12 protein-coding genes are annotated in these 21,691 nt (G+C 69.8%); 7 read left to right on the top strand and 5 right to left on the bottom strand.

Annotated features, from left to right (window positions below; genetic code table 11):
* Positions 1–396: 396 nt before the first annotated feature.
* The 3 genes from E0504_RS34610 (at position 397) to E0504_RS34600 (ending at position 6,042) form a co-directional block, all read left to right on the top strand.
* Positions 397–1,245, top strand: a complete 849-nt coding sequence (locus E0504_RS34610) for a YihY/virulence factor BrkB family protein (RefSeq protein ID WP_243657752.1) — start codon at positions 397–399, stop codon at positions 1,243–1,245.
* Positions 1,242–2,894 (top strand): MFS transporter, encoded by a 1,653-nt coding sequence (locus E0504_RS34605; RefSeq protein WP_112105954.1) that lies wholly within the window; start codon positions 1,242–1,244, stop codon positions 2,892–2,894. The genes E0504_RS34610 and E0504_RS34605 overlap by 4 nt, the downstream gene beginning before the upstream one ends.
* Before the next feature lie 283 nt (positions 2,895–3,177).
* The gene (locus tag E0504_RS34600) at positions 3,178–6,042 is read left to right on the top strand and encodes a patatin-like protein (RefSeq protein WP_131626622.1); all 2,865 of its coding nucleotides are present in this window, start codon (positions 3,178–3,180) and stop codon (positions 6,040–6,042) included.
* A gap of 382 nt (positions 6,043–6,424) precedes the next feature.
* Here E0504_RS34600 and E0504_RS34595 read toward each other — a convergent pair whose 3' ends face one another.
* Complete coding sequence (locus E0504_RS34595) at positions 6,425–7,993, bottom strand: ABC transporter substrate-binding protein (protein ID WP_112105956.1); 1,569 nt, start codon at positions 7,991–7,993, stop codon at positions 6,425–6,427.
* Between the two features lie 801 nt (positions 7,994–8,794).
* Here E0504_RS34595 and E0504_RS34590 point away from each other — a divergent pair.
* From E0504_RS34590 to E0504_RS34580, 3 genes are all read left to right on the top strand, one after another.
* Entirely contained in the window at positions 8,795–9,799 is a 1,005-nt protein-coding gene (locus tag E0504_RS34590) for an expansin EXLX1 family cellulose-binding protein (protein ID WP_112105957.1), read from the top strand.
* A gap of 932 nt (positions 9,800–10,731) precedes the next feature.
* Positions 10,732–12,144 carry a family 2B encapsulin nanocompartment shell protein gene (locus E0504_RS34585; protein ID WP_020463016.1) on the top strand — a complete coding sequence of 471 codons (1,413 nt, stop codon included), beginning with the start codon at positions 10,732–10,734 and terminating at the stop codon, positions 12,142–12,144.
* A gap of 62 nt (positions 12,145–12,206) precedes the next feature.
* The gene (locus E0504_RS34580) at positions 12,207–14,459 is read left to right on the top strand and encodes a family 2 encapsulin nanocompartment cargo protein terpene cyclase (RefSeq protein WP_112105958.1); all 2,253 of its coding nucleotides are present in this window, start codon (positions 12,207–12,209) and stop codon (positions 14,457–14,459) included.
* A 100-nt stretch (positions 14,460–14,559) separates the two neighbouring features.
* Here E0504_RS34580 and E0504_RS34575 read toward each other — a convergent pair whose 3' ends face one another.
* The 3 genes from E0504_RS34575 to E0504_RS34565 all read right to left on the bottom strand — a co-directional run bounded on the left by E0504_RS34575 (position 14,560) and on the right by E0504_RS34565 (position 17,625).
* A complete protein-coding gene (locus E0504_RS34575) occupies positions 14,560–15,399 on the bottom strand; it encodes an SDR family NAD(P)-dependent oxidoreductase (protein WP_112105959.1) in 840 nt (279 codons plus the stop codon).
* A 60-nt stretch (positions 15,400–15,459) separates the two neighbouring features.
* Complete coding sequence (locus E0504_RS34570; RefSeq protein ID WP_306769289.1) at positions 15,460–16,638, bottom strand: ABC transporter substrate-binding protein; 1,179 nt, start codon at positions 16,636–16,638, stop codon at positions 15,460–15,462.
* Between the two features lie 219 nt (positions 16,639–16,857).
* Positions 16,858–17,625, bottom strand: coding sequence for an ABC transporter ATP-binding protein (locus tag E0504_RS34565; protein ID WP_112105960.1), 768 nt, complete (start codon positions 17,623–17,625; stop codon positions 16,858–16,860).
* Between the two features lie 224 nt (positions 17,626–17,849).
* Between E0504_RS34565 and E0504_RS34560 the strand changes: the two genes are divergently transcribed.
* On the top strand, positions 17,850–20,525 hold the full coding sequence (locus tag E0504_RS34560; protein WP_131626621.1) for an ATP-binding cassette domain-containing protein: 2,676 nt from the start codon (positions 17,850–17,852) through the stop codon (positions 20,523–20,525).
* A gap of 45 nt (positions 20,526–20,570) precedes the next feature.
* Here the strand turns inward: E0504_RS34560 and E0504_RS34555 are convergent, their stop codons facing one another.
* Positions 20,571–21,551, bottom strand: a complete 981-nt coding sequence (locus tag E0504_RS34555) for a hypothetical protein (protein WP_235013893.1) — start codon at positions 21,549–21,551, stop codon at positions 20,571–20,573.
* Between the last annotated feature and the right edge of the window lie 140 nt (positions 21,552–21,691).

Below are 21,691 nucleotides of genomic sequence, written 5' to 3'. Positions count from 1 at the left end.
GACTTAAGCTTCACGGCATTGGTGCTGGACCCAGCAGGAACGAACGGACGAGGCCAATTCCGCTCTGATCGGTTTTCTCCGCGACCTACGGCGATCCGGACCCTTTTCGTGTCTTCGCCGTGAGGAGTATGTTCCGCCGTTTCGGACCCCGGAGATGCGAGGACACTCGCGCGCCGCGATGCTGAGGTGCACGGCCCGGTCGGCGGTCAGCCGGATGGGCGAGAATACCGTGGTCGGAGGGGAGTTATGCCCGGGAGCCCACGCGCGCCCGGTGACCGGCGCACATCTCGACCATCCGGCGGATCCATCGGCTCCGTCGCGGACCGGCTGCGGCGACGGTTCGGACATCTGGCGGAAAAGGCCCGGCTGATCCGGGCACGGCTCCGGAACGCCGCGGTGGAGGATCTGACATCCAGATTGCGGCAGGGCGATCTGATCAACAGTTCGATGAGTCTCGCCGCGCTCATTCTGATGATGTTCTTCCCCTTTATTATCGCGTTGGCGGCGTTGTCGCCGCTGCGCCCCGGAGGCGCGGCAGAAATAATCATCAGGCGGATGGGCCTGAACCAGGATGCCGCGGAGGCCGTCGAACGGCTGTTCACGCCGCAGGACGGAACGGTCCACAGCGGCTGGACGGTGGTGGGCGCGCTCTGGCTGATTCTCGGCGGCCTCACCCTGGCCGCGACCGTGCAGTCCGTGTATGTCCAGGTTTTCAGGGTCCAGCCGCTCGGGCTTCGGGGCATCCCGGCCCAGGTCGTCTGGCTCTGCGAGCTCATCGTCTTTCTCGCCGGCGCCACCGGTGCCGGGGCGCTGCTCACCAGCACCACTACCGGCCAGATCTGCTACGGCCTGCTCAGTACCACGGGTATGTTGTTCCTTCTCTGGATCGGCATCAGGGTCCTCACCCTCGGACGGCTCGGGTGGCGCGAGGCATGGCCGGCCGCCGCGTTCACGACGGTCGGGCTGACCGGTCTTGGCGTGGTGAGCAGGTTTACTTTCTCCGCGTCCATCGTCACGAACGAGCGGAGCTACGGGAGCATCGGCGTCGTTTTCACGATCCTTTCCTGGCTGATCGGTTTTGGCGTTGTTCTCACCGGAGGGGCGATCGTCGGAATGTGGTACAACGAGACGCGCAAAGCAGCCGCTCGCGCCAAGGTGGGAATGCGGGCCAAAAAGGGAACCGGCGATGCGGCCGGATGCGGAGATCCTGACACCACCAGGCGTCGGCCCGAGCGCGAACGATGACACCCCGGGCAGCGGGGATTCAGGGCCCCGGGGCCGGGCCGGAGGCCGCTTCGGCCGGCCTGGTCGTTCTTCCCACGCTGGCGGCGGCGCAGTTCCTCATGACCCTGGACAGCTCGGTCATGAACGTGTCGATCGCCACCGTGGCCGCGGACATCGGTACCACGGTGACCGGAATTCAGACCGCCATCACCTTCTACACCCTGGTGATGGCCGCGTTCATGATTACCGGCGGCAGGCTGGGGCAGCTCTTCGGGCATCGGCGTGTGTTCACCATCGGCTGCGTCGTCTACGGCTGTGGGTCGCTGACGACGTCCGTCGCCGGGAATCTCGCCGTGCTCATGTTCGGCTGGTCGTTCCTCGAAGGAGTCGGCGCCGCGCTGATCATGCCCGCGGTCGTCGCTCTGGTCGCGTCGAACTTCGCCTCGGCGCAGCGACCGCGTGCCTACGGGCTGGTCGCCGCCGCCGGCGCGATCGCGGTCGCGGCGGGTCCGCTCGTCGGCGGCCTGTTCACCACCTACCTGTCCTGGCGCTGGGTCTTCGCGGGCGAGGTCCTCGTGGTAGGCGTCATCCTGTGGCTGACCCGGGGGATGGCGGACACGCCTCCGACCGCGCAGGGACGTCTCGACATCGTGGGCACCGTGCTGTCCGCGGCCGGCCTGGCGCTGATCGTGTACGGCGTCCTCCGCTCGGGGAGCTGGGGCCTGGTCCGGCCGGCGCCCGGCGCGCCCGTCTGGTTGGGGCTCTCACCCGTGATCTGGCTGGCCCTCGCGGGCGGAACCATCCTGTTGCTCTTCGTCCGGTGGCAGGATCACCGGCTGGCCCGCGGCGCCGCCGCGCTGCTCGATCCGGTGCTGCTGCGGAACCGGACGTTCCGGGCCGGGCTCACGTCGTTCTTCTTCCAGTATCTGCTCCAGGCGGGGCTCTTCTTCGTGGTACCGCTGTATCTGTCGGTGGCGCTCGGGCTCTCGGCGGTCGCGACCGGCGTGCGTCTGCTGCCGTTGTCCATCGCCCTTCTGGTGGCTGCCGTCGGCATTCCCAAAGCCCTCCCGCACGTCTCACCGCGACGCATCGTCCGTGGTGGTTTCCTCTCCCTGTTCGCCGGGACAACGATCCTGATCGCCGCGCTTGACGCCGGCGCCGGACCGGAGATCGTGACCTGGCCGATGCTGCTCGCCGGCCTCGGGGTGGGCGCGCTCGCGTCCCAGCTCGGCAGCGTCACCGTGTCCGCGGTCGCCGACGAGCACACCGGCGAGGTCGGTGGGGTGCAGAACACGGTGACAAACCTGGGCGCGTCGATCGGTACCGCGGCAGCTGGGGCGGTTCTCATCTCCGCGCTGACCTCGTCGTTCCTCACCGGCGTACGGCACGACCCCGCCGTACCGGCGGAGCTGAGCACGCAGGCCGAGGTGCGCCTGGCCGAGGGCGTCCCCTTCCTGTCCGACCGGGACCTGAAGATCCGGCTTGACGAGGCCGGCGTCCCGCCGGATACCGCCAAGGCGATCACTGCCACCAACGCGGACGCCCGCCTCGACGGTCTGCGTGCGGCTCTGTCGCTGCTCGCCGCCATCGCCCTGGCCGCGATGTTCCTCACCCGCCAGATCCCGGACCGGCAATCCGCTCCGGCGCCGGCTTCCGGCCGGGTCACCTGACCGCTCAGAGCCGACGGCCAGATGTACATCACGGTCACCGAAAGCAGGATTCGGCTGTGGGACACCACCGGCCCTCGTCTGCTGGTTACGGGCCGCCGTGCGGCTGACCGGCGGGCCCGCCGACGCCGGCGCGGCACGACTCCCAGCGGCCCGGCGCAATGATTGGATGCGCGGCATGGTGGCGGCCCACCCGCGACGAGGCGGACGTGGGTGAGGATTGCCGGTAAATCCCACGAACACCCGGCCCCGTTCCCGGCACACGGGATTCTCGTCAAGGAGAGCGATGAGCCGCAGCGGCAACCAGCTCAATGTCGACCATGACGACCTGGAGGACATTCGAATCGCGGTCGTTCTCAATGGCGGGATAAGCCTCGCGGTGTGGATGAGCGGGGTGGTCAACGAGATCAACAGCCTTACCCGGCGCCGTCCGAGTGATCCGGCCCCGGGTAAGGCGGATCTGCGCTTTTCGGAAGCGGCGACGGTCTACGGCGGACTTCTTGATCTCGTCCACGGGAGGGCGCGGGCAGATGTGATCGCGGGGACGTCGGCCGGTGGCATCAACGGGGCGTTGCTGGCGTATGCCCAGGCCTACGGGGCCGATCTGCGCCCGCTCGGCGAGTTGTGGGCCGAGCTGGGCTCGTTCGACGCGCTGCTGCGCGACCCGCGTGAGCCGCACCCGGCGTCCCTGCTGCGCGGCGATGACTGTTTCCTGCCCCAGCTGGTCAGTGCCTTCGAACGCATCGTGCCCGCGGGCGAACGATCCCAGCGGTATGTGCCGGCGAGCGAGCGGCCGATCGACCTGATCATCAACACGACGCTGATGCGCGGCCAGCCGAAACAGCGCGTCGACGACTTCGGGACGGAGATCATCGAATCGGCCCATACCGGAGCGCTGCGATTCACCCGCGCCGCGGACGCGTCACCCGTACTTGACCCCTTCTGGGACGCGAGGATTACCCACCGGCTGGCGCTGGCGAGCCGGAGCACCGCGTCGTTTCCGGTCGCCTTCGAACCGAGTTTCATTCCGGTGGGGGAAGCGGGGAGGGATTCCTACCATCCGGACATGGGCGCCGGCGCGGGCCTGCCGGCGGTGGCGCAGTTCGACCGGAGCCGGTACGTCATGGACGGCGGAGTGCTGCTGAACCAGCCGGTGAAACCGGCGCTCGCCGCGATCTACGCCCAGCCGGCGGAGCAACAGGTACGGCGGCTCCTGGTGCATGTGAACCCCGACCCGAGCAGTCCCGCCCCGGCCGAGGTCGCCGGTCTCGGCGACGTCTACAGCCTCGGCAGCGATACCGACGACCGGCCGCCGACGCCGGCCGCGGTGCTGCGGACGCTGGCCACGTTGCCCTACGCGCAGTCGGTCGACGCCGAGCTCACCGAGATCCAGGCGACGAACGGCCGGGTCCGCCGTTACCGCCCTGACCGCGCGAGGATCGTCCACCACCTCAACGAGAAGCTCGCCGAGAAGCTGATGGACGGCTACCGGAGCACGCGCTCGTACCAGGAGGCCGATCGCATCGGTGCGCTGCTGGCGGCGGCCGCCCCGCGGCCCCGGATCTGGTGGAGCCGTCCCGAGCTCGCAGCGGTGCTACGGGACGTCGGCACGCGCGCCGGCGGCGTCTCCTACATACCGCCGGACGACCATCTGCCAGCCGCTGACGCCGACCCCGCGCTCTGGGCCTGGGGGGTCGAGCCGGTTGAGCGCGTCGGCGCCCTCGCGGTCGACGTCTTCAAGCGCGCCATGTGGCTCGCCGATCCGACCGACCCCGCCGAGGTGACTACCCGCCGGCGGCTGCGCGGGCACCGCCGGCGCCTCCACGAAGCGCTGGCCGAGCTTCGTGAATGCCGCCGCGACGACGAGGTGTTCTGGCGGAGCTGGGCCACCCGGCCGCCGGCTCCCCCGGCGCGGGGCTCGGACGCGACGGAGCGTCAGGAGTGCCTTCGCTCCTGGGTTCAGGCCGCGCTGTCACGCTGGCCGCTGCCGCCGGGGGCCAAGGAGGCCCCGGCCGCCTCCCTGCCTGACCGGCTGGGCGCCGTCGCGGAGCGGATCGCGCGCGTCCTGGCCGAGGCGGGCGGCGACCTGCGGCATGTCTCCGCGCGCGCCCGGCCAGGCGGTCCGCCGGCCGGCCCGCCCGGCGTTCGGCACGCGGCCGGTCCTCCCGACGCGGCTGGCGACTCCGATGCGGCGGACGAGGCCGAGTTGCTGCACAACCTGGTCGAGGCGTTGTTTCCCGACGGCGCGCAGCCGTCCCCGGCGTCGTTGCTGCGCAGGCTGCTGGCGGTAGAGGTGTGCCAGATCGCGATCTCCGGCGCGCCGCCCGAGGTGGAGCAGGAGGTGCTGCTCCAGCAGATCAGCGGGTTCACCCCCAACTCGTTCGGCGGGCCCACCACCCCGGCCAAGATCGCCGGAACGGAACTGTTCTGGTTCGGCGGGTTCGCCAGCAGATCCTGGCGGGTCAACGACTGGATCTGGGGCCGGCTGGACGGCGCCACGCGCATGGTCCAGGCCGTCCTCGACCCGGGCCGGCTGCGCCAGCTCGGCCTGTCGGCCAAGGACACTCACGACCAGCTGCGCCGGCTCGCCGTCGGGGGCAGCTATCAGACCCGGTTGGGCGAGCACTTCGACGCGCAGAGCGAGGCGATCCTCGCGGAGCTGTCCTTCCTCGACGATCCGGAGGCAAGAGCAGAGCCCCTCGTGGCCACTGCGCTCGCGGTCGCCCGGCGGCTGCACGCCGACATCCTCACCGAGGAGCTGCCCCGCCTCGCCGTCGCGATCGAGGAGGATCGGAAGGAAGGCGGCCTTCCCACCGCGGGGGCACGTTTCCTGCGGCTGTGGACGGCCACGCCCGACCCCGGTCTGGACGAGCTCTTCGCCATGTTCGCCGACGCCGAGATCGCCACGGAGTCCTTCGCCGAGGCGGTCTCGGCGGGGCTCCTCTGGAGATCGGCTGCCGTCGCCACACGGTTTGCCGCGAGCCTGTTCGCCCCGGTCCCGCCGGCCTACACCCCGATGCTGCAGACACTGGAACTGGCCTTCGACGTCGTCCGGAAGGAGGCCGGTAGCGTGCTGATGCTGCCCGCCGCGGTGATGAGATGGGCCGGCCGGCAGACCACCGCGAGGATCCGGGAAAGTATCGGCGGATGACCCGGGAATGAGGGGACCGCCCATGTGGGCGTACCCGACATGGCCAGCGCATCAGGGACGAGACGGCGACGGGACGCCGCCGCCACCGCCAGCCGCGTCCGTGGCACGCTGAACCGATGAGATCTCCGCTTCGCCAATGGGTGCGGCGGCGGGCGAAGGCGCCTCGCCCCGTGTTGCCGGTTCCGCCGACGGTTCCCTGGCGCGGCCCCGTGGTCTTCCACTGCCCGGGGTGTCGGCACGCGGCGTCAGACGCTCCCGGATGCCCGTCGTGCGGACCTGGTGTCACGGTGCAGGACGGCCACCACCGTGGCCGGCGTCCGCGGACACGCTGACGCCCCGGGACCGTGAGATGCACGGCGTTCCCGGGGCGCCACCGCGGGGGCTACTTCTCGATCCACAGCTCCTCGGGCAGCAGGGAGCCGGCGCCGTACTGCCTGAGGCCGTTGACGTTCTTGGCCGCGATCGCGCCGGGGGCCGATCGCATGAGGAAGATGACCGGCGTCATCGCTGTCAGTCGCGCCTGTACCTTGTCGTAGGCCGCCTTACGATCGGCCACCGAGGTCGCGGTCCGGCCGGCCAGCAGGGCCGCATCCAGTTCCGGGTCCGCGAGACCGGACATGTTGGCCGGTGAGTTCCCGGTGAAGTTCGCCAGCAGCCGCGGCTCGGGGTCCTGGAAGGCCGCCGACGAGATGACCATGTCGAAGTCGTGGGTCGAGCGCAGCGCGGCGCCCTTCGCGAAATCGATGATCGCGACCTCGGCCTTGACGTTCTTGAAGCTGCTGAGCTGGGCCTGGACGTTCTCCGCGATCGCCTTGTTCTCACTGGTCGGATAGCTGGAGAAGGTGAACGACACCGGCTTTCCCTCGGCCGCCAGCTCGTCGAAGAGCTGCTGTGCCTTCGCCCGGTCGGTGGACCTCAGCTGCGTCTTCGAGTAGAAGGGTGAGGCATCGGTGAACAGCGTCTCCGCGACACTGCCCTTCCCGTTGTAGGCGGCCAGGTTCAGCGCGTCGATGTCCAGCGCCGCGGACACGGCCTGCCGCGCCCGAATGTCGTCGAACGGGGCTCGGCGCGTGTTGAGCGCCAGGAAGTTGCCACCGCTGAGCGGCAGCAGGTCGGACGGGAGGCCAGCGGCCTCGGCTTTCCCGAGGTTGATCCAGTTTGTTTCGATGGAAACATCAGCGCCGCCGCTGGTCAGAGTGTTGTAACGCTGGTTGGAGTCGAGCACCGTGCGCAGCGTGATCCCGTCGAGATAGGGCTTGGGCGCGTCCCAGTAGCGTGGGTTCTTCGTGAGCTTGATCTCGGCCTGACGGGTCCAGCTCTGCAGGGTGAAGGGTCCCGCGCCGATCGGCTTCTCGTCGAAGGACTGCTTGCCCTTCTGCAGGGCTGCCGGCGAGGCCACCCAGTTCAGAACCGTGCCGACAACCGCCTGCGCGAACGCCGCGATGGGCGTGGTCATCGTGACCTTCATCGTGCGGTCGTCGATCACTTCGGTCGAGGCGACCATTGCCGCTTCCGGCAGGCTCGACGACGCGGTGGCCGGGTCCTTGATGCGGTCCCAGTTGAACTTCACAGCCGCGGCGTTGAGGGGCGTACCGTCGGAGAAGACCAGGTCAGGGCGCAGCTTCAGCTCGAAGGTGGCGCCGCCGTCGGTCGTGGTGAAGGACTCGGCCATCGAGTAGCCGACCTTGCTGGTCTCGTCCGTGGTCAGCAACGTGCCGTACAGGGCGTTGCCCAGCACCGCCGTGATCGCCGCCTGGTTGGCCAGCGACGCCGGGTCCAGGCTGGTCGGGTCACTCGTCATGATGATTCGCGCGATGCCACCCGAAACGGGTTTGCTGGAGGCATCGCTGGCCGGGCTGGCCGTGTCGGAATCACCGCCCCCGCAGGCTCCCAGGACAAGGGTAGCGACGCAGACCACGGCCGCGCCGAGTAATCGCTTCTTACGCGCCATCAGTGACCTCTCGTTATGTACGTGGCGGAATCTGGGAATCGATCGGTCAACGCCCTTCAGGGCGCGCCGGGACGACGGATCAGTCGACCGGAGAGGGTCCGGGCGGCCACGGAGAAGGCAGTGCTTCGCAGGCGGGCGACCCGCCATCACGACGCATTCCGTCAAGTTCCGTCGAGCCGGAAAGTCAGGCTCTCCGTGCGCACGGAGAGCCATCGACCGGTCTGTACGAGTTATTTAGCGGGGCTTACTTCCGTGAACCGGGTGGGCCGTGGCTCATGCCGGGCCTCGGCCATGGTGACTTTGGAACACCGCCGAGGGTGAGGTACTCGCCGGTAACCGCACCCGCATATCGGGAACCAACTCGCCCCGTCGCGGCGCCCCCGGCTATACCAGAATCCACCTCGTCCTCCCCAGGGCGCCGGCTAAGTGTCGGTAGGATGCCACCAATATCTGTGTTTCGGCAATACCCGGCGACGACAGAAACGGGCCGGCCTGACCACGGCGTCCTCCAGGCCACCTGGGCCGGAGCCCCTGCGGCGACAGGCGACAGGGGGCGCGAGTCGATCCTGTGTGGCCGACCCGGACACCGCCCGACGGCGGTTGCACAGTACACGGACCTCCGAACAATTGGACATACCAGAACCAACGCGACACAACATGCGACCTCGAGATCGCCACAGTGTTCTCGTAGCTACCCTGGGCGCTCGACGGCTGATCGCGACACCCGCTAGCGTGCGAGGTCCGGGGAGGGGTAGAGCGGCGCCGGCTGTCGTCGGCGCTCCGGCCACGGAGGTAGTTCCGATGTCCCCCGCCCCAGGTTTCGTCTCGCCGGCTCGGCGTGCCCTGCTCGGCGTGGCGGCGGCGGCCGTCGTCGTCCTCGCCACCGGCTGCCAACCGGCGGTCGGCGGTGGTCCGCCGGAGCCCGACCCGGTCAGCACCGCGACCGCGGCGTCTGCGCCCGGTCCGTCGTCCACGCCCACCTCGGTGCCCACGGCCAGCTCAGCGCCCTCGGTCACCCCAGTGCCCTCGATCAGCCCCGCTCCTTCTGCCGGGCCGACGATCGGCGGCACCGCCGGGCCGGGTACCGGTGCCTCGACCGCGCCCACCGGTCCGTCGGCGCCGCCCGGCCGGCCTTCGGTGACAGGCGCGCCGGCGCCGGGCGCACCGGCAGGGCCGACAACCGTGCCGGTCACACCCGGCCGGATCCAGCCGGGTGTGGTCCGCACCGGTCCGGCGACGCACTACGGCGCGGACGGCGGCGGCAACTGCATGTTCGACCGGCTGACCGACCCGGCCATGCCGGTAGTGGCGATGAACGAGCTCGACTACGAGACGGCCCGCGCCTGCGGCGCGTACATCGAGGTCACCGGACCCGGTGGCACCACGGTCGTGAAGGTCACCGACCGGTGCCCGGAGTGCGGTCCTGGTCATCTCGACCTGAGCCAGCAGGCCTTCGCCCGGATCGCCGGCGGCGTACCCGGGCTGGTCGACGTCACCTGGCGGCTGGTGAGCCCGGCTGACATCGGATCCGTCCAGTTCCGGGTCAAGGAGGGGTCGTCGGCCTACTGGCTGGCCATTCAGGTCCGTAACCACCGCAATCCGGTCGTCTCGCTCGAGGTTCGGGTGAACGGCGCCTGGACGGCGCTGCCGCGGGAGATGTGGAACTACTTCGTGGCACCGCAGGGTCTCGGCCCGGGGCCGTTCACCGTGCGGATCACCGACGTTTACGGCGAGCAGCTTGTCGAGACCGTGAACCTGGCACCCGCCTCGGTGCAGACGACGGGCAGCCAGTTCGCCCGGCGCTGACCAACCGCCGCCGGAACCGTGGCGCGGCGGGCGGGGGGCCGCCGCGCCACGGCAGGCCGGCGGACGGACAGGCGAACAGCTCGGCGGGCAGGCGGGCGTCGGTCGGCTGGTGGCCGGCGCATGGTCCGTCGCTGGCCCGCGGGGGCTGGAAGCGCCGGATGTGGCCCGCCGTTGTGACCATCTGTCAGCGCGATTGCTAGTGATTACAGCTCAGCATCGGCCGACATCAATAAGCAGATACGGCTAGTACACCGCCGGGGACCATTACCCAGCGTGCACCGAAAACTGCACTGAGGATTTGACGGGTACGAATCGTAGACACCCGGAAATTTCTGGATATATGCCGACGGCTACTGGCAAAAACGGGCCGGGCAGGGGACGTCCGCCGGATCACCTCCGTGACACCGCGTGATCGGTAGGACAATTTCGAGGGACCAGGGAGGACAATCACCAGGGACCAGATTCGATTGGTTCCGTGGAGTGCTTGCCATCGGGACGATCGATACGAAAGGCTTCCACTGCGCGCCGCACCGCGGCGGAAACTGCATCGCGGGCTGAAAACGGTCCCGGGCGCGCCGGGTTTCACACCTGGGGATGATCACCGAAGTATTCATCGTACGCGCAGCTTCACAACAAAGACCGATCGCGCCTCCGGGCGCGCCGCCACAAGCCTTCGCGTTCTTTCGATGTTCCGCCTGCACTTCGTCATGTAGTTCTGCCTGCAATTCTGTCCGTGGCGCCGGTCCGCGCCGGGATCGATCCGGCCTCGACCGAGCGCCGGGATCTCAGTAAAGGACGCCGACCGCGCACGTCGCGGTTCCCGGGGGGATTCACCGTGCTGAGGAGCTCCCCCGCGCGCGCCGGTGTCGGAGTCCCGCCCTCGTCCCCTGAATGACCAGAGTCCCCTGAATGACCAGAGATAGGTGGCTAGTATGACCACGCCCGCGCAGGCCAGCTCCGACGTCCAGGACGGTGCCGCCGGCCAGCCGCTGTCGAGCCTTGGTACGGCCGCGGCGCGCAACCTCGCGACGACGACGAAGTCCGTCCCCCAGATGCAGGGGATCTCGTCCCGTTGGCTGCTGCGTGTCCTCCCCTGGGTGCAGGCCGCCGGCGGCGTGTACCGGGTCAACCGGCGGCTGAGCTACGTCGTCGGGGACGGCCTCATCACCGTCGTCAACACCGGTTCGGACGTGCGGGTCGTCCCGGCGGAGCTCCGTGAGCTGCCGGTGCTGCGCGGCTTCGAGGGTGACGTGCTCGACGCGCTCGCCGAGCGGTTCACCCAGCGCGAGTTCGCCGCCGGCGACACGCTGGTGACCGCCGGTGACGCCGCCGACGAGCTGTTCGTCATCGCCCACGGCAAGGTGGACAAGGTCGCGCCGGGGCACTACGACGACCCGCGATCGCTCGGGATTCTCGCCGACGGCGCGTACTTCGGCGACGACGTGCTCGTCGAGGACTCCGTCACCTGGGAGTTCTCGGTGCGCGCAGTGACCAGCACGACGGCCCTGGTGCTGCCGCGCCAGCGGTTCGCCGAGCTTCTCGACCAGTCGCCGGAGCTGCGCCAGCACGTGGACGACTACCTTGCCCGCCCGCGCCCGCCGCGCAACCGGGCCGGCGAGGCGGAGATCGCGATCTCGTCCGGGCACTCCGGCGAGCCCGCCCTGCCCGGGACGTTCGTCGACTACGAGCTGGCGCCGCGGGAGTACGAGCTCAGCGTCGCCCAGACGGTGCTGCGGGTCCACACCCGGGTCGCCGACCTCTACAACGAGCCGATGAACCAGATCGAGCAGCAGTTGCGGCTCACCGTCGAGGCGCTGCGCGAGCGGCAGGAGAACGAGCTGGTCAACAACCGGGACTTCGGCCTGCTGAACAACGCCGACTTCCGCCAGCGCATCCACACCCGTGACGGGGCCCCCACCCCGGACGACCTGGACGAGCTGCTGAGCCGCCGGCGCAGCACGCACGTCCTGCTCGCCCACCCGCGGGCGATCGCCGCGTTCGGGCGGGAGTGCACCCGCCGCGGGATCTACCCGGCCACCGCGCTGTTCCACGACCAGCACGTGCCGGCCTGGCGCGGGGTTCCGCTGCTGCCCGTGAACAAGATCCCGGTCAGTGCCGCCGGGACGACGTCGATCATCGCCATGCGGACCGGCGAGGAGAACCAGGGCGTGATCGGCCTGCACCACGTCGGGCTGCCCGACGAGCTGGAGCCCGGCCTGTCCGTGCGGTTCATGGGCATCAGCGAGCAGGCCATCATCTCCTACCTGGTGACCACCTACTTCTCCGCGGCCGTCCTCGTGCCGGATGCGCTCGGTGTCCTCGAGAACGTCGAGATCGGGCATTAGAAAGCGGCGTCACTCCCTCGGGACACCGGAAATCTCTGGCAGAGGAAGGTTCTGACCGGCGCATGCAGCCTTTCACGCTCCCGGAGTTCTACCTGCCCTATCCACCCCGGCTGAATCCGAACCTGGAGCACGCCCGCGTGCACAGCCGGGCGTGGGCCGGGGAGATGGAGATGATCGACGTACCGCAGGACGGTGTGGCGATCTGGAGCGGGCAGGACTTCGACTCCCACGACTACGCGCTGCTGTGCGCGTACACCCATCCGGACGCGGACGAGGCGCGGCTGGATCTCATCACGGACTGGTACGTCTGGGTTTTCTACTTCGACGACCACTTCCTCGAGGTCTACAAGCGCGGCCGGGACGTCGCCGGGGCCCGCCGGTATCTCGACCGGCTGCGCCTGTTCATGCCGGTCGAGGGCGCAGTCACCGCGGAGCCGGCCAACCCGGTCGAGCGTGGCCTCGCCGACCTGTGGTCCCGCACCGTCCCGGACCGCACGCCGGCCTGGCGGCGGCGGTTCGCGACGAGCACCCGTCATCTGTTGGACGAGTCCCTGTGGGAGCTGGCCAACATCGACGAGAACCGGCTGGCCAACCCGGTCGAGTACATCGAGATGCGGCGCAAGGTCGGCGGCGCGCCCTGGTCGGCGAACCTGGTCGAGCACGCCGCGGACGCCGAGGTGCCCGACGCGATCGCCGCGACCCGGCCGGCGCAGGTGCTGCGGGACACCTTCTCCGACGCCGTCCACCTGCGTAACGACCTGTTCTCCTACCAGCGGGAGGTGCAGGAGGAGGGCGAGCTCAGCAACGGCGTCCTGGTGCTCGAGCGGTTCCTCGGGTGTCCGACCCAGCAGGCGGCCGACGCCGTGAACGACCTGCTGACCTCGCGGCTGCACCAGTTCGAGCACACCGCGGTGACCGAGCTGCCGCCGGTGCTCGACGAGCACGGCGTCACCCCGACCGCCCGGCGGGACGTCCTGGCGTACGTCAAGGGGCTGCAGGACTGGCAGGCCGGCGGCCATGAATGGCACATGCGGTCCAGCCGCTACATGAACGCGGAGTCCGGGGCGACCGGGCCCGTTCCCGGCAACCTTCCCGGGGATGCCACCGGGCTCGGCACGTCGGCGGTGCGTATCGCGGCGTCGCTGCTGGCCACCGCGCCCGCCCGGATGCGCGCTTTCACCCACGTCCCGCACCAGGTCGTGGGGCCGGTGAAGCTCCCTGCCTTCTACATGCCGTTCACGACCGGTGAGAGCCGGCATCTGGCGGCAGCCCGTCACAACATCGTCGAATGGTCGGCGGCGGTCGGGCTTCTCGACCCGGTACCCGGCATCTGGGACGAGCACAAGCTCCGGGCGGCCGACTTCGCGCTGTGCTCCGCGGCCATCCATCCGGACGCGACAGCCGCGGAGCTGGACCTGACGACGGGATGGCTCACCTGGGGGACCTACGCCGACGACCTCTACCCGGTCCTGTACGGACGGACCCGCGACCTGGCCGGCGCGCGGGCCTGCACCGAGCGGCTGAAGGAGCTCATGCCGGTGGAGCCCGGCCCGCTGCCCGTCCCGGTCGGCGGGCTGGAGCGCGGCCTCGCCGACCTGTGGCCGCGCACCACCCGGGACATGACGCCCGACTCCCGGCGCACGTTCCGCCGGACGGTCTGCATCATGCTCGACAGCTGGCTGTGGGAGCTGGCGAACCAGGCGCAGAACCGGATCCCCGACCCGGTCGACTACATCGAGATGCGGCGCCGGACCTTCGGTTCCGAACTGACGATGAGCCTCTCCCGGCTCGGGCACGGGCGGGTCGTCCCGGCCGAGATCTACCGCGCACGGCCGGTCAGGGCGCTCGAGAACTCGGCCGCCGACTACTCCTGCCTGCTCAACGACATCTTCTCGTACCAGAAGGAGATCCAGTTCGAGGGCGAGATCCACAACGGTGTCCTCGTGGTCCAGAACTTCCTCGGCTGCGGCGCCGAACGCGCGATCGGCGTGGTCAACGATCTGATGACCGCGCGGCTGCGCGAGTTCGAGCACGTCGTCGACGTCGAGCTGCCCGCCCTCTTCGACACCTACGAGCTGACGGAGGAGGCACGGGACGTCCTGCGGGGGTACGTGGGCGAGCTGAAGAGCTGGCTGGCCGGGGTGCTCCGCTGGCACCAGGGGACGCGGCGTTACGACGAGGCGGAGCTGCGCCACCACCCGGCGGCCGGGGTGCGGCCCTTCGGGGGGCCGGTCGGTCTCGGCACGTCGGCGGCCGACATCCGACGGACGATATCGAGAAAATCGGGGCAACCGACCGCCTTGACCGGCTCCTGAAGGCGGACGTCACACCGCCGGCCGCTGGACCGGCGGCCGGCGGTGCACGGGGGACGGGCTGTCGAGCTGGCCGGCAGGATGGGCTGGCCGGCGGCGTGGGTCAGGCCGACGGGGCCGGGACGGCCCGCAGGCGGTCGGCCATGATCAGCGGGGTGACGCCCGTGACGCCGCCGTCGACGGGGAGGACCACCCCGGTGATCCAGCGGGCGGCGTCGCTGGCCAGGAAGGCGGCGGCGTGGGCGACGTCCCAGCCGGTGCCCTCCGTCCCGAGCATCGTGGACTCGGCGGCAAGCCGCTGCCGGTACTCGGTCTCGGGGGTCTCCCCGAGGACGGAGTACATCAGCGGGGTGGTGATGTGGCCCGGGGCGACCGCGTTGACCCGGATGCCCTGGCGGCCGTGCGAGTACGCCATGTCGACGGTGAGCCCGTGCATCCCGCTCTTGGCCGCCGAGTAGCCGGCGTTGCCGGTTCCGCGGAACCCCGCGATCGACCCGATGTTCACGATCGACCCCCCGCCCTGCGCCGCCATCACCGGGACGGCGTGCTTCGAGACGAGGAAGGCCGTGCGGAGGCTGAGGGCCAGCGACCTGTCCCAGTCCGCCTCGGACGTGTCGGCGACCGTCCCGGCGATCGCCACGCCGATGTTGTTGACGAGGATGTCCACCGAGCCGAAGCGGTCGGCCGCCGCGCGCACCGCCCCTTCGGCGTCGGTGGAGCTGGTCATGTCACCGGCGAAGACAGCCGCGGTGCCGCCGTCCTTCTCGATGACCTCGAGGGTCTCGGCGGCCCGCTCGGGGTGGATGTCGACAAGCAGGACGCTCGCGCCGGCCTGGGCCAGGACGATCGCCGTCGCCTTCCCGGTCCCGACACCGGGCCCGGGAGTGGACCCGGCGCCCGTGACGATCGCGGCCTTGCCGTCGAGGCGGCCCGGGAATGTCATGGCGCGTTTCTCCTATGTCCACGACGGGTGTGACGCCGTCGATCGTCCTGGCTGGTCGGACTACGAGGCGGTGGTGAGCTCCTTGCCCGTCCCGAACTCGTAGAACTTGCCCGTCCAGTCCACCTTGCCGTCCTTCACGTGCACCGTGGTGTACGCCGGGTTGTAGATGGCGGCGTAGGGCAGCGAGCTGGGCTTCGAGAAATCGATGGCCGGGGTCAGGCCGCCGGTTTCCACATCGGACATCTTCTGGATCCCGGCGAGGACCGACGCTCTGTCCACCGTCGGCAGCGTAGCCGCCAACTGAGCGAAGATCTTGATGCCGAGCCAGCTGTTCATGCTCAGCTCGTCGATCTTGCCATCGGGCTCGTACGCCTTCATGTCCTCGTTGAACTGCTTCCCATACGGAGTGGAAGTGTCCCAGGCCGGCGGGAGAACGAGACCGACCGTGAGCGGGCCACCGGCGCCCATCTCCTCGATCTGGCTCTTCTCGAACGCGCTGCCGGCGAAGGCGACCGTCCCCTCATAGCCCGTCGACCGCAGTGCCTTGACAGCAACGCTGGTCTGCGCCGCGAAGGTCAACCACACTACCGCGTCGGGGTCGCCCTGCGTGACCTGCTGGGCCGGCGCGCTGAGGTCAGCCGTGGAGGGCGCGAGCTGGACATTGTTCACGACCTCGATACCGGCCTCGGTGAAGACGTCACCGACGGTCTTGCGGATGACGTCCGCGGTCGGGATGTCGAGGGTGACGAGCCCGATACGCTTGGCACCGCTGGAGACCACATCCCGTGCCAAGCCGTGGAACCCGACGACGACAGCGCCGTTGACATTGAACGCGAGCGGGTTGGTGAGGTCGAATTTCGACACCGGGTACTGGCCGATGAGCGGCATCTTGGCCGCCTCGATCTGCGCCTTCGATGCGTCGTGGTAGTTGTCCGACGCGCCCGCGATCGCGACGATGCTGTCATCGCCGAGAATCTCACGGAAGCAGTTGGCCGAGTCGGTCCCGTTCTGGTGGTTGTCACAGAGCTTCAATTCAAGCGGCCGACCGTCGATCCCACCGGCCTCGTTGACTCCCCGTACCGCCGCCCTGGCCCCCGCCGCGTACTCGGGGTTACTGCTCACCCCACCGCTCATACCCGCGATCGAGGCGATTCTGATCGGCTCACCGGTCAGTCCACTCGCTAAATCAGCGGACCCGCCGTCATCACTACCCCCACTGCCGCACGCGGCAAGTGCCATCGCGAGCGACAGCATCACCGCTAGCATTCTTGCAATTTTTTTCAGCATTACCAGCCCCCAGCTTTCAATTGATAAACCAGAACGACAGCAGGACGGGATGAACAGTCTGACGACCAGCGATCAGATATCAGCGCGTGATCGGGCCACCTCACGGGCCGGGCGTTCCCAGGAGCCCCGACGCCGGACGCGCAGCGCTGTTTTCAGGAGAGGTCGCCGTTGTCAGGAGAGGTAGAGCGCCGCGAGGCCGTCGAGATCGTCAAGCCACCTCTGCGCTGGACCCTCGTCCACGATTTCGCCGCGCCGCATGACGTAGGCCCGGTCGGCGCGGCTCAGCACCGATCTCGCGTTCTGTTCCACGACGAGCACGCCGACGCCGCGGTCGGCGGTCGCCCGCACGGTGTCGAGCAGGCGTTCACGTACCAGCGGGGCGAGGCCGAGCGACAGCTCGTCGATGAGCAGCAGTCGCGGGTCCCGGGCGAGCGCGAGGGTCAGGGCCAGCATCTGCTGCTCACCGCCCGACAGCAGGGCCGCGCGGTGACCGATGCGCCGGTCGAGGGACGGGAACAGCTCCTGGTGGCCGCTTTTGCCGCGGACGAGACGAAGCGACTGCCGAACGGTCAAACCGGGGAAGATATGCCGCTCTTCGCCCATAAAGGACACGCCCTGGCGACAGCGCTTGTACACCGGAACCCGGTTACAAGGAGCACCGAACAGGAAAACGTCGCCGCCCGTAGGGCGCCGGTACCCGGCGAGCGTCCGCAGCAGCGTGGTTTTCCCGGCACCGTTCGGCCCGAGCAGGGCGACGACCTCACCCGGCCGCACCTTGATGTCGATGTCCCGCAACACCGGAACCCGCCCATAGCCGGCGGCCAGCCCGCGCGCCTCGATCGCGGCCGGCGGGCCGGCACCCGTCGAGGCGGCGGCCGTCGACTTCACCGGGCCGCCGCCCGGGATCGCCGACGAGGCAATCTGATCCGCTTCGGCCATCCGTAATCCTCCGTACCCTGAGGGTGAGCGTCGCCTGCCGCTACCGAAAGACTGCGGAACGCAACTTCACCATCAGACGATTCCGCCGCACACCCTTGCGAGTGAGCGCTCACGAGCTTACGCTCTTGCGCAAGGGTCCGCAATAGCCCTCGTCGGGACGGGCGGGGCGATTACGCGACACGAATCGCGTCGCTACTAATTCAGGCATTAGCCAAGGGGGTTCCATGGATCTGCGGGCCGTCTTACAGTTCGCGTTGTTAGGGCTCGGTGTCGGCGGTGTCTACGCCGTAAGCGCGGTCGGCATCGTGGCGATCCACCGTGGGTCACGGACAATCAACTTCGCGCACGGCGGCATCGCGCTGTGGGGCGCGCTGGTGTTCTACTGGCTGCGCGACGACCAGGGGATGGCGGCCGGTCTGGCCGCGGTGCTGACGCTGCTGAGCGCCGCCGTCTTCGGTGCCGCCGTCTACCTGCTGGTCATCAGGATCATCCGGCACCGCACCCAGCTCTCGCGAATGGTGGCGACCCTGGGAATCCTTGGCACCCTGATCGGTCTGGCGCACTCGGTGTTCGGGAGCGCCCAGCGGGTGCCCGACACATCCTTACCGTCCTCGGGCGTGGACGTGTTCGGCCAGACGATCCCCTCCGAGCGAATCATCATCTTCGCGCTCGCGGTCGTGGTCGTGGTGGCCCTGTCAGCCTGGTCGGCGTGGGCGCGGCTGCCGCTGATGACGAGGGCGATGGCGGAGCACGAGTCCGCCGCCCAGGCCCTCGGCGCCTCGCCGCACATGCTCGGAAGCCTGAACTGGGTTCTCGGATCCGTGCTGGCCGCCGCCTCCGGCATCCTCGTCGCCCCCATCGTGGGGCAGTTCGACACCGCGATGATGACGGTGATGGCCTTCGCGCTGGCCGCCGCCCTGCTCGGCCGGTTCGACAGCTACCTGCTCGCGCTGGCCGGCGGCATCGCCCTCGGTGTCGGCGAGAGCGTGGTCACCCACCTGGTGGCCGAGCACGTCCCGAGCCGCTTCCAGCTCGGCTGGCCGCAGACGGTTCCCTTCGTGGCCGTGATGGCCATCCTCACCCTGCGCCGGGACAGGGCGAGCAACCGGCTGCCGGCCGTCCCCGCCGCACCCGTCGCCGCGGGACTGTTCCGGCCCATCCCGGTCGGCCTCGCGCTGGTCGGGATAGTCGTCGTCCTGCTCGTCGGTGACGCCCAGTGGCGCGACGCCGCGATCCTGTCGATCGTCTTCGGCATCCTGGTGCTGTCGCTGGTGGTCCTCATCGGGTACGCCAACCAGATCAGCCTGGCGCAGATGACCGTGGCCGGGCTCGGCGCCTACGCCGCCGTGCGGCTCGATCTCGACTACTCGCTGCCGTTCGTGCTGGCGCCGGTGGCCGGTGCGGCCGTCGGCGCGATCGCCGGGCTGCTCGTCGGCCTGCCCGCGCTACGGGTGCGGGGCATCAACCTCGGCATCCTCACCATGGGAATGGCCGTCGCCGTCTCCGGGGTCCTCTTCGAGAGCACCCACTACACCGGCGGCATCACCGGCTCCCAGCCGCATCTGCCGACGGTGTTCGGCCTGGACGTCGATGCCGCCCGGTATCCCGACAGGTACGGGTTCGTCGCCCTGTTCTGGCTGGTGGTCGCCGGTGTGGTGGTGGCCGTCGTGCGGCGGTCCAGGCTGGGGCGCCGGCTGCTCGTGGTGCGGACGAACGAGCGGGCCGCCGCGTCGGTCGGCATCAACATCGCGCGGGCGAAGCTGTCCGCGTTCGTGATCTCGTCGTCCCTGGCGGGCGCGGCGGGCGTGCTGCTGGGCTTCCGCAGCTCCTCGGTCACCTTCACCCAGTTCTCCTTCATGGAGTCGATCAACCTGGTCAGCCTCGCCGTGATCGCCGGGGTCACGTCGATCACAGGCGGTCTGCTCGGCGGGGTGTTGGCCTTCGGTGGCCTCGTCTACCTGCTGATCTCCCAGCTCCACATCGGCTTCGTCGCGGAGAACTACGCCACCATCTTCGGCGCCGCGCTGGTCCTGACCGTTCTCGTGCACGAGAACGGCGTCGCGTGGCACAAGCGGTTCCAGAACGACCCGGCCCCGCTCCCGCAGGGGACCCAGCCCGCGCGGGAGGGCGGCGCGCTGGTCGCGGACGACGTGACCGTGCGGTTCGGCGGAGTGACCGCGGTGTCCGCCGCCACGCTGCGCGCGCTGCCCGGGATCGTCACCGGGCTGGTCGGCCCCAACGGGGCAGGCAAGACCACCCTGCTCGACGCGATCGGCGGCTTCGCACCGACGACCAGCGGGAGCGTGCACCTCGGCGAGAGATCACTCAACGGCGACGGGCCGGACGTCCGCGCCCGCTCCGGGCTGGGCCGGGTCTTCCAGGCGGGTGAGCTGTTCGAGGACCTGACGGTCGCGCAGAACCTGCGCGTCGCGGCGGAGAACGCCGGCCACACCGACGGACGGCTGCCCGCCCCGGCTCACACGGCGGTCGAGCGCTTCCGGCTGGCCGAGGACCTCCCCCGGCTGCCCACCGAGCTGCCGATGGCCAGGCGGCGGCTGGTGGGCATCGTCCGCGCGCTGGCCGCCAACCCCGCCGTCCTGCTGCTGGACGAGCCCGGCGCCGGCCTGTCGATGACGGAGATCGGCGAGCTCTCCGCGAACCTGCGCGATCTCGCGCACGAGGAGGGCCTCGCCGTCCTGGTGGTGGACCACGACATGGCGCTGGTGATGTCCGCCTGCGACCGCATCGTCGTCCTGCACCAGGGGCAGGTCCTCGCCGACGGGACGCCGGAGGAGGTCCGGGCCGATCCCGCTGTCCGGGAGGCCTACCTCGGCGAGGCCACGGAAGCCGTCGTGGCCGCGCCGGACGCTGTGCTGAGTGAGGCTGCGATGCCGGACTGAACTGATCCGACGCGGGTTACGCCGGCCGGCTGCCCGCGGTCGGCGTCACCCGGCGGGGAAGGCTCTCGGGGGCACGTCGGTGGTCGAGGCGGTGCCGCCGATGACGCCGTACAGCGTGAGCGTGTAGGTCGTGTACTCGATCGAGCCGGGCCGGTTCGTCGTGCTGAAGGTGACCGGCTGGTCGAACCGGCTGAAGGCGCAGTCGCGGGTGAAGCGGTGGTTGGCGTCGTCCCAGTCCGTGCCCTCGGTGTAGAACACGTCGAACGTGCCGTTGGGAATCCCGTCCACCTTCGCCGAGGCGCCCGCCTGGACGTACACGTTGCGGATGACGTCGGCGCCCTGGAGGACCTTGACGACCGCGTCCGTGCCGCCGGACGCGGTGACGGTCAGTTCGCCGTAGCCGCCGCGCCGCCCGCCGGGGAGACTGCCGTTGGCCGGGCGGCGGGTCTGGTCCGGCGCGCCCGGCGGCAGGAACGACCCGGCCGTGTAGTGGTGCGCCGGATCCGCGGTGGCCAGCCCCAGCACGGCCAGCCGGAGCAGATGACCGCCGCCACCGCTGGCCGCCCGGGGCAGCCCGGAGCCACCGGTGCACAAATCCCGGTCGCGGGCGTCGCCCGCCAGGGAGGTGAGTTCGCTGGCCAGCGTGCCGAGCGCGTTCGACAGGCCGGTGTGCGCGGCCGCGACCGCCGCCGGGGGCCGGACGTCGTCGAGGCCGTCCGCCTGGATGGTCAGGTTCAGCGCGACGGCCGACAGCGCGGCCGCGAGATCCTCGGGGGTCTGGGCCGAACCGATGGCGCCGAACCCGGGGCCGAGCGCGGTGTCCAGATCCGTCAGAACCCGCTGGTAGGCCTCGGGCGTGGCCCTGGCCGGGGTCGGTGACGCGACCGGGGCGCGGGGCGGGGCGGCCGACCGCGTGACGAAGCTCCCCGTCTCGCTGCCGGCCGGGACCTGCGGGAAGAAATCTCCGCCACCGCCGCAGGCCGCAAGGCTGGTGACAAGGACGACGGGTACAGCCAGGGACAACATCAAGCGACGCTTCGGCGCCATGCCAGACCCCCGCGCCTCGGATGACCTTCGACACCGAAAGAATAAGATCTGTCGCATAGCGCATCATTTCCTGTCAGAAATGCGACATGTTCCTGCCACGCGCCATACCTGTCGATCTC

This window comes from Parafrankia sp. BMG5.11 (genome assembly GCF_004337455.1).
This window is presented reverse-complemented; position numbering and strand designations above follow the sequence as displayed.

What these genes read in the sequence shown, in the direction of transcription:
- E0504_RS34590 (WP_112105957.1), top strand. Translation starts at nt 8,795, where the DNA reads ATGTCCCCCGCCCCAGGTTTCGTCTCGCCGGCTCGGCGTGCCCTGCTC.
- E0504_RS34555 (WP_235013893.1), bottom strand. Translation starts at nt 21,551, where the DNA reads ATGTTGTCCCTGGCTGTACCCGTCGTCCTTGTCACCAGCCTTGCGGCC.
- E0504_RS34605 (WP_112105954.1), top strand. Translation starts at nt 1,242, where the DNA reads ATGACACCCCGGGCAGCGGGGATTCAGGGCCCCGGGGCCGGGCCGGAG.
- E0504_RS34600 (WP_131626622.1), top strand. Translation starts at nt 3,178, where the DNA reads ATGAGCCGCAGCGGCAACCAGCTCAATGTCGACCATGACGACCTGGAG.
- E0504_RS34570 (WP_306769289.1), bottom strand. Translation starts at nt 16,638, where the DNA reads ATGGCACTTGCCGCGTGCGGCAGTGGGGGTAGTGATGACGGCGGGTCC.
- E0504_RS34575 (WP_112105959.1), bottom strand. Translation starts at nt 15,399, where the DNA reads ATGACATTCCCGGGCCGCCTCGACGGCAAGGCCGCGATCGTCACGGGC.
- E0504_RS34560 (WP_131626621.1), top strand. Translation starts at nt 17,850, where the DNA reads ATGGATCTGCGGGCCGTCTTACAGTTCGCGTTGTTAGGGCTCGGTGTC.
- E0504_RS34565 (WP_112105960.1), bottom strand. Translation starts at nt 17,625, where the DNA reads ATGGCCGAAGCGGATCAGATTGCCTCGTCGGCGATCCCGGGCGGCGGC.
- E0504_RS34580 (WP_112105958.1), top strand. Translation starts at nt 12,207, where the DNA reads ATGCAGCCTTTCACGCTCCCGGAGTTCTACCTGCCCTATCCACCCCGG.
- E0504_RS34585 (WP_020463016.1), top strand. Translation starts at nt 10,732, where the DNA reads ATGACCACGCCCGCGCAGGCCAGCTCCGACGTCCAGGACGGTGCCGCC.
- E0504_RS34595 (WP_112105956.1), bottom strand. Translation starts at nt 7,993, where the DNA reads ATGGCGCGTAAGAAGCGATTACTCGGCGCGGCCGTGGTCTGCGTCGCT.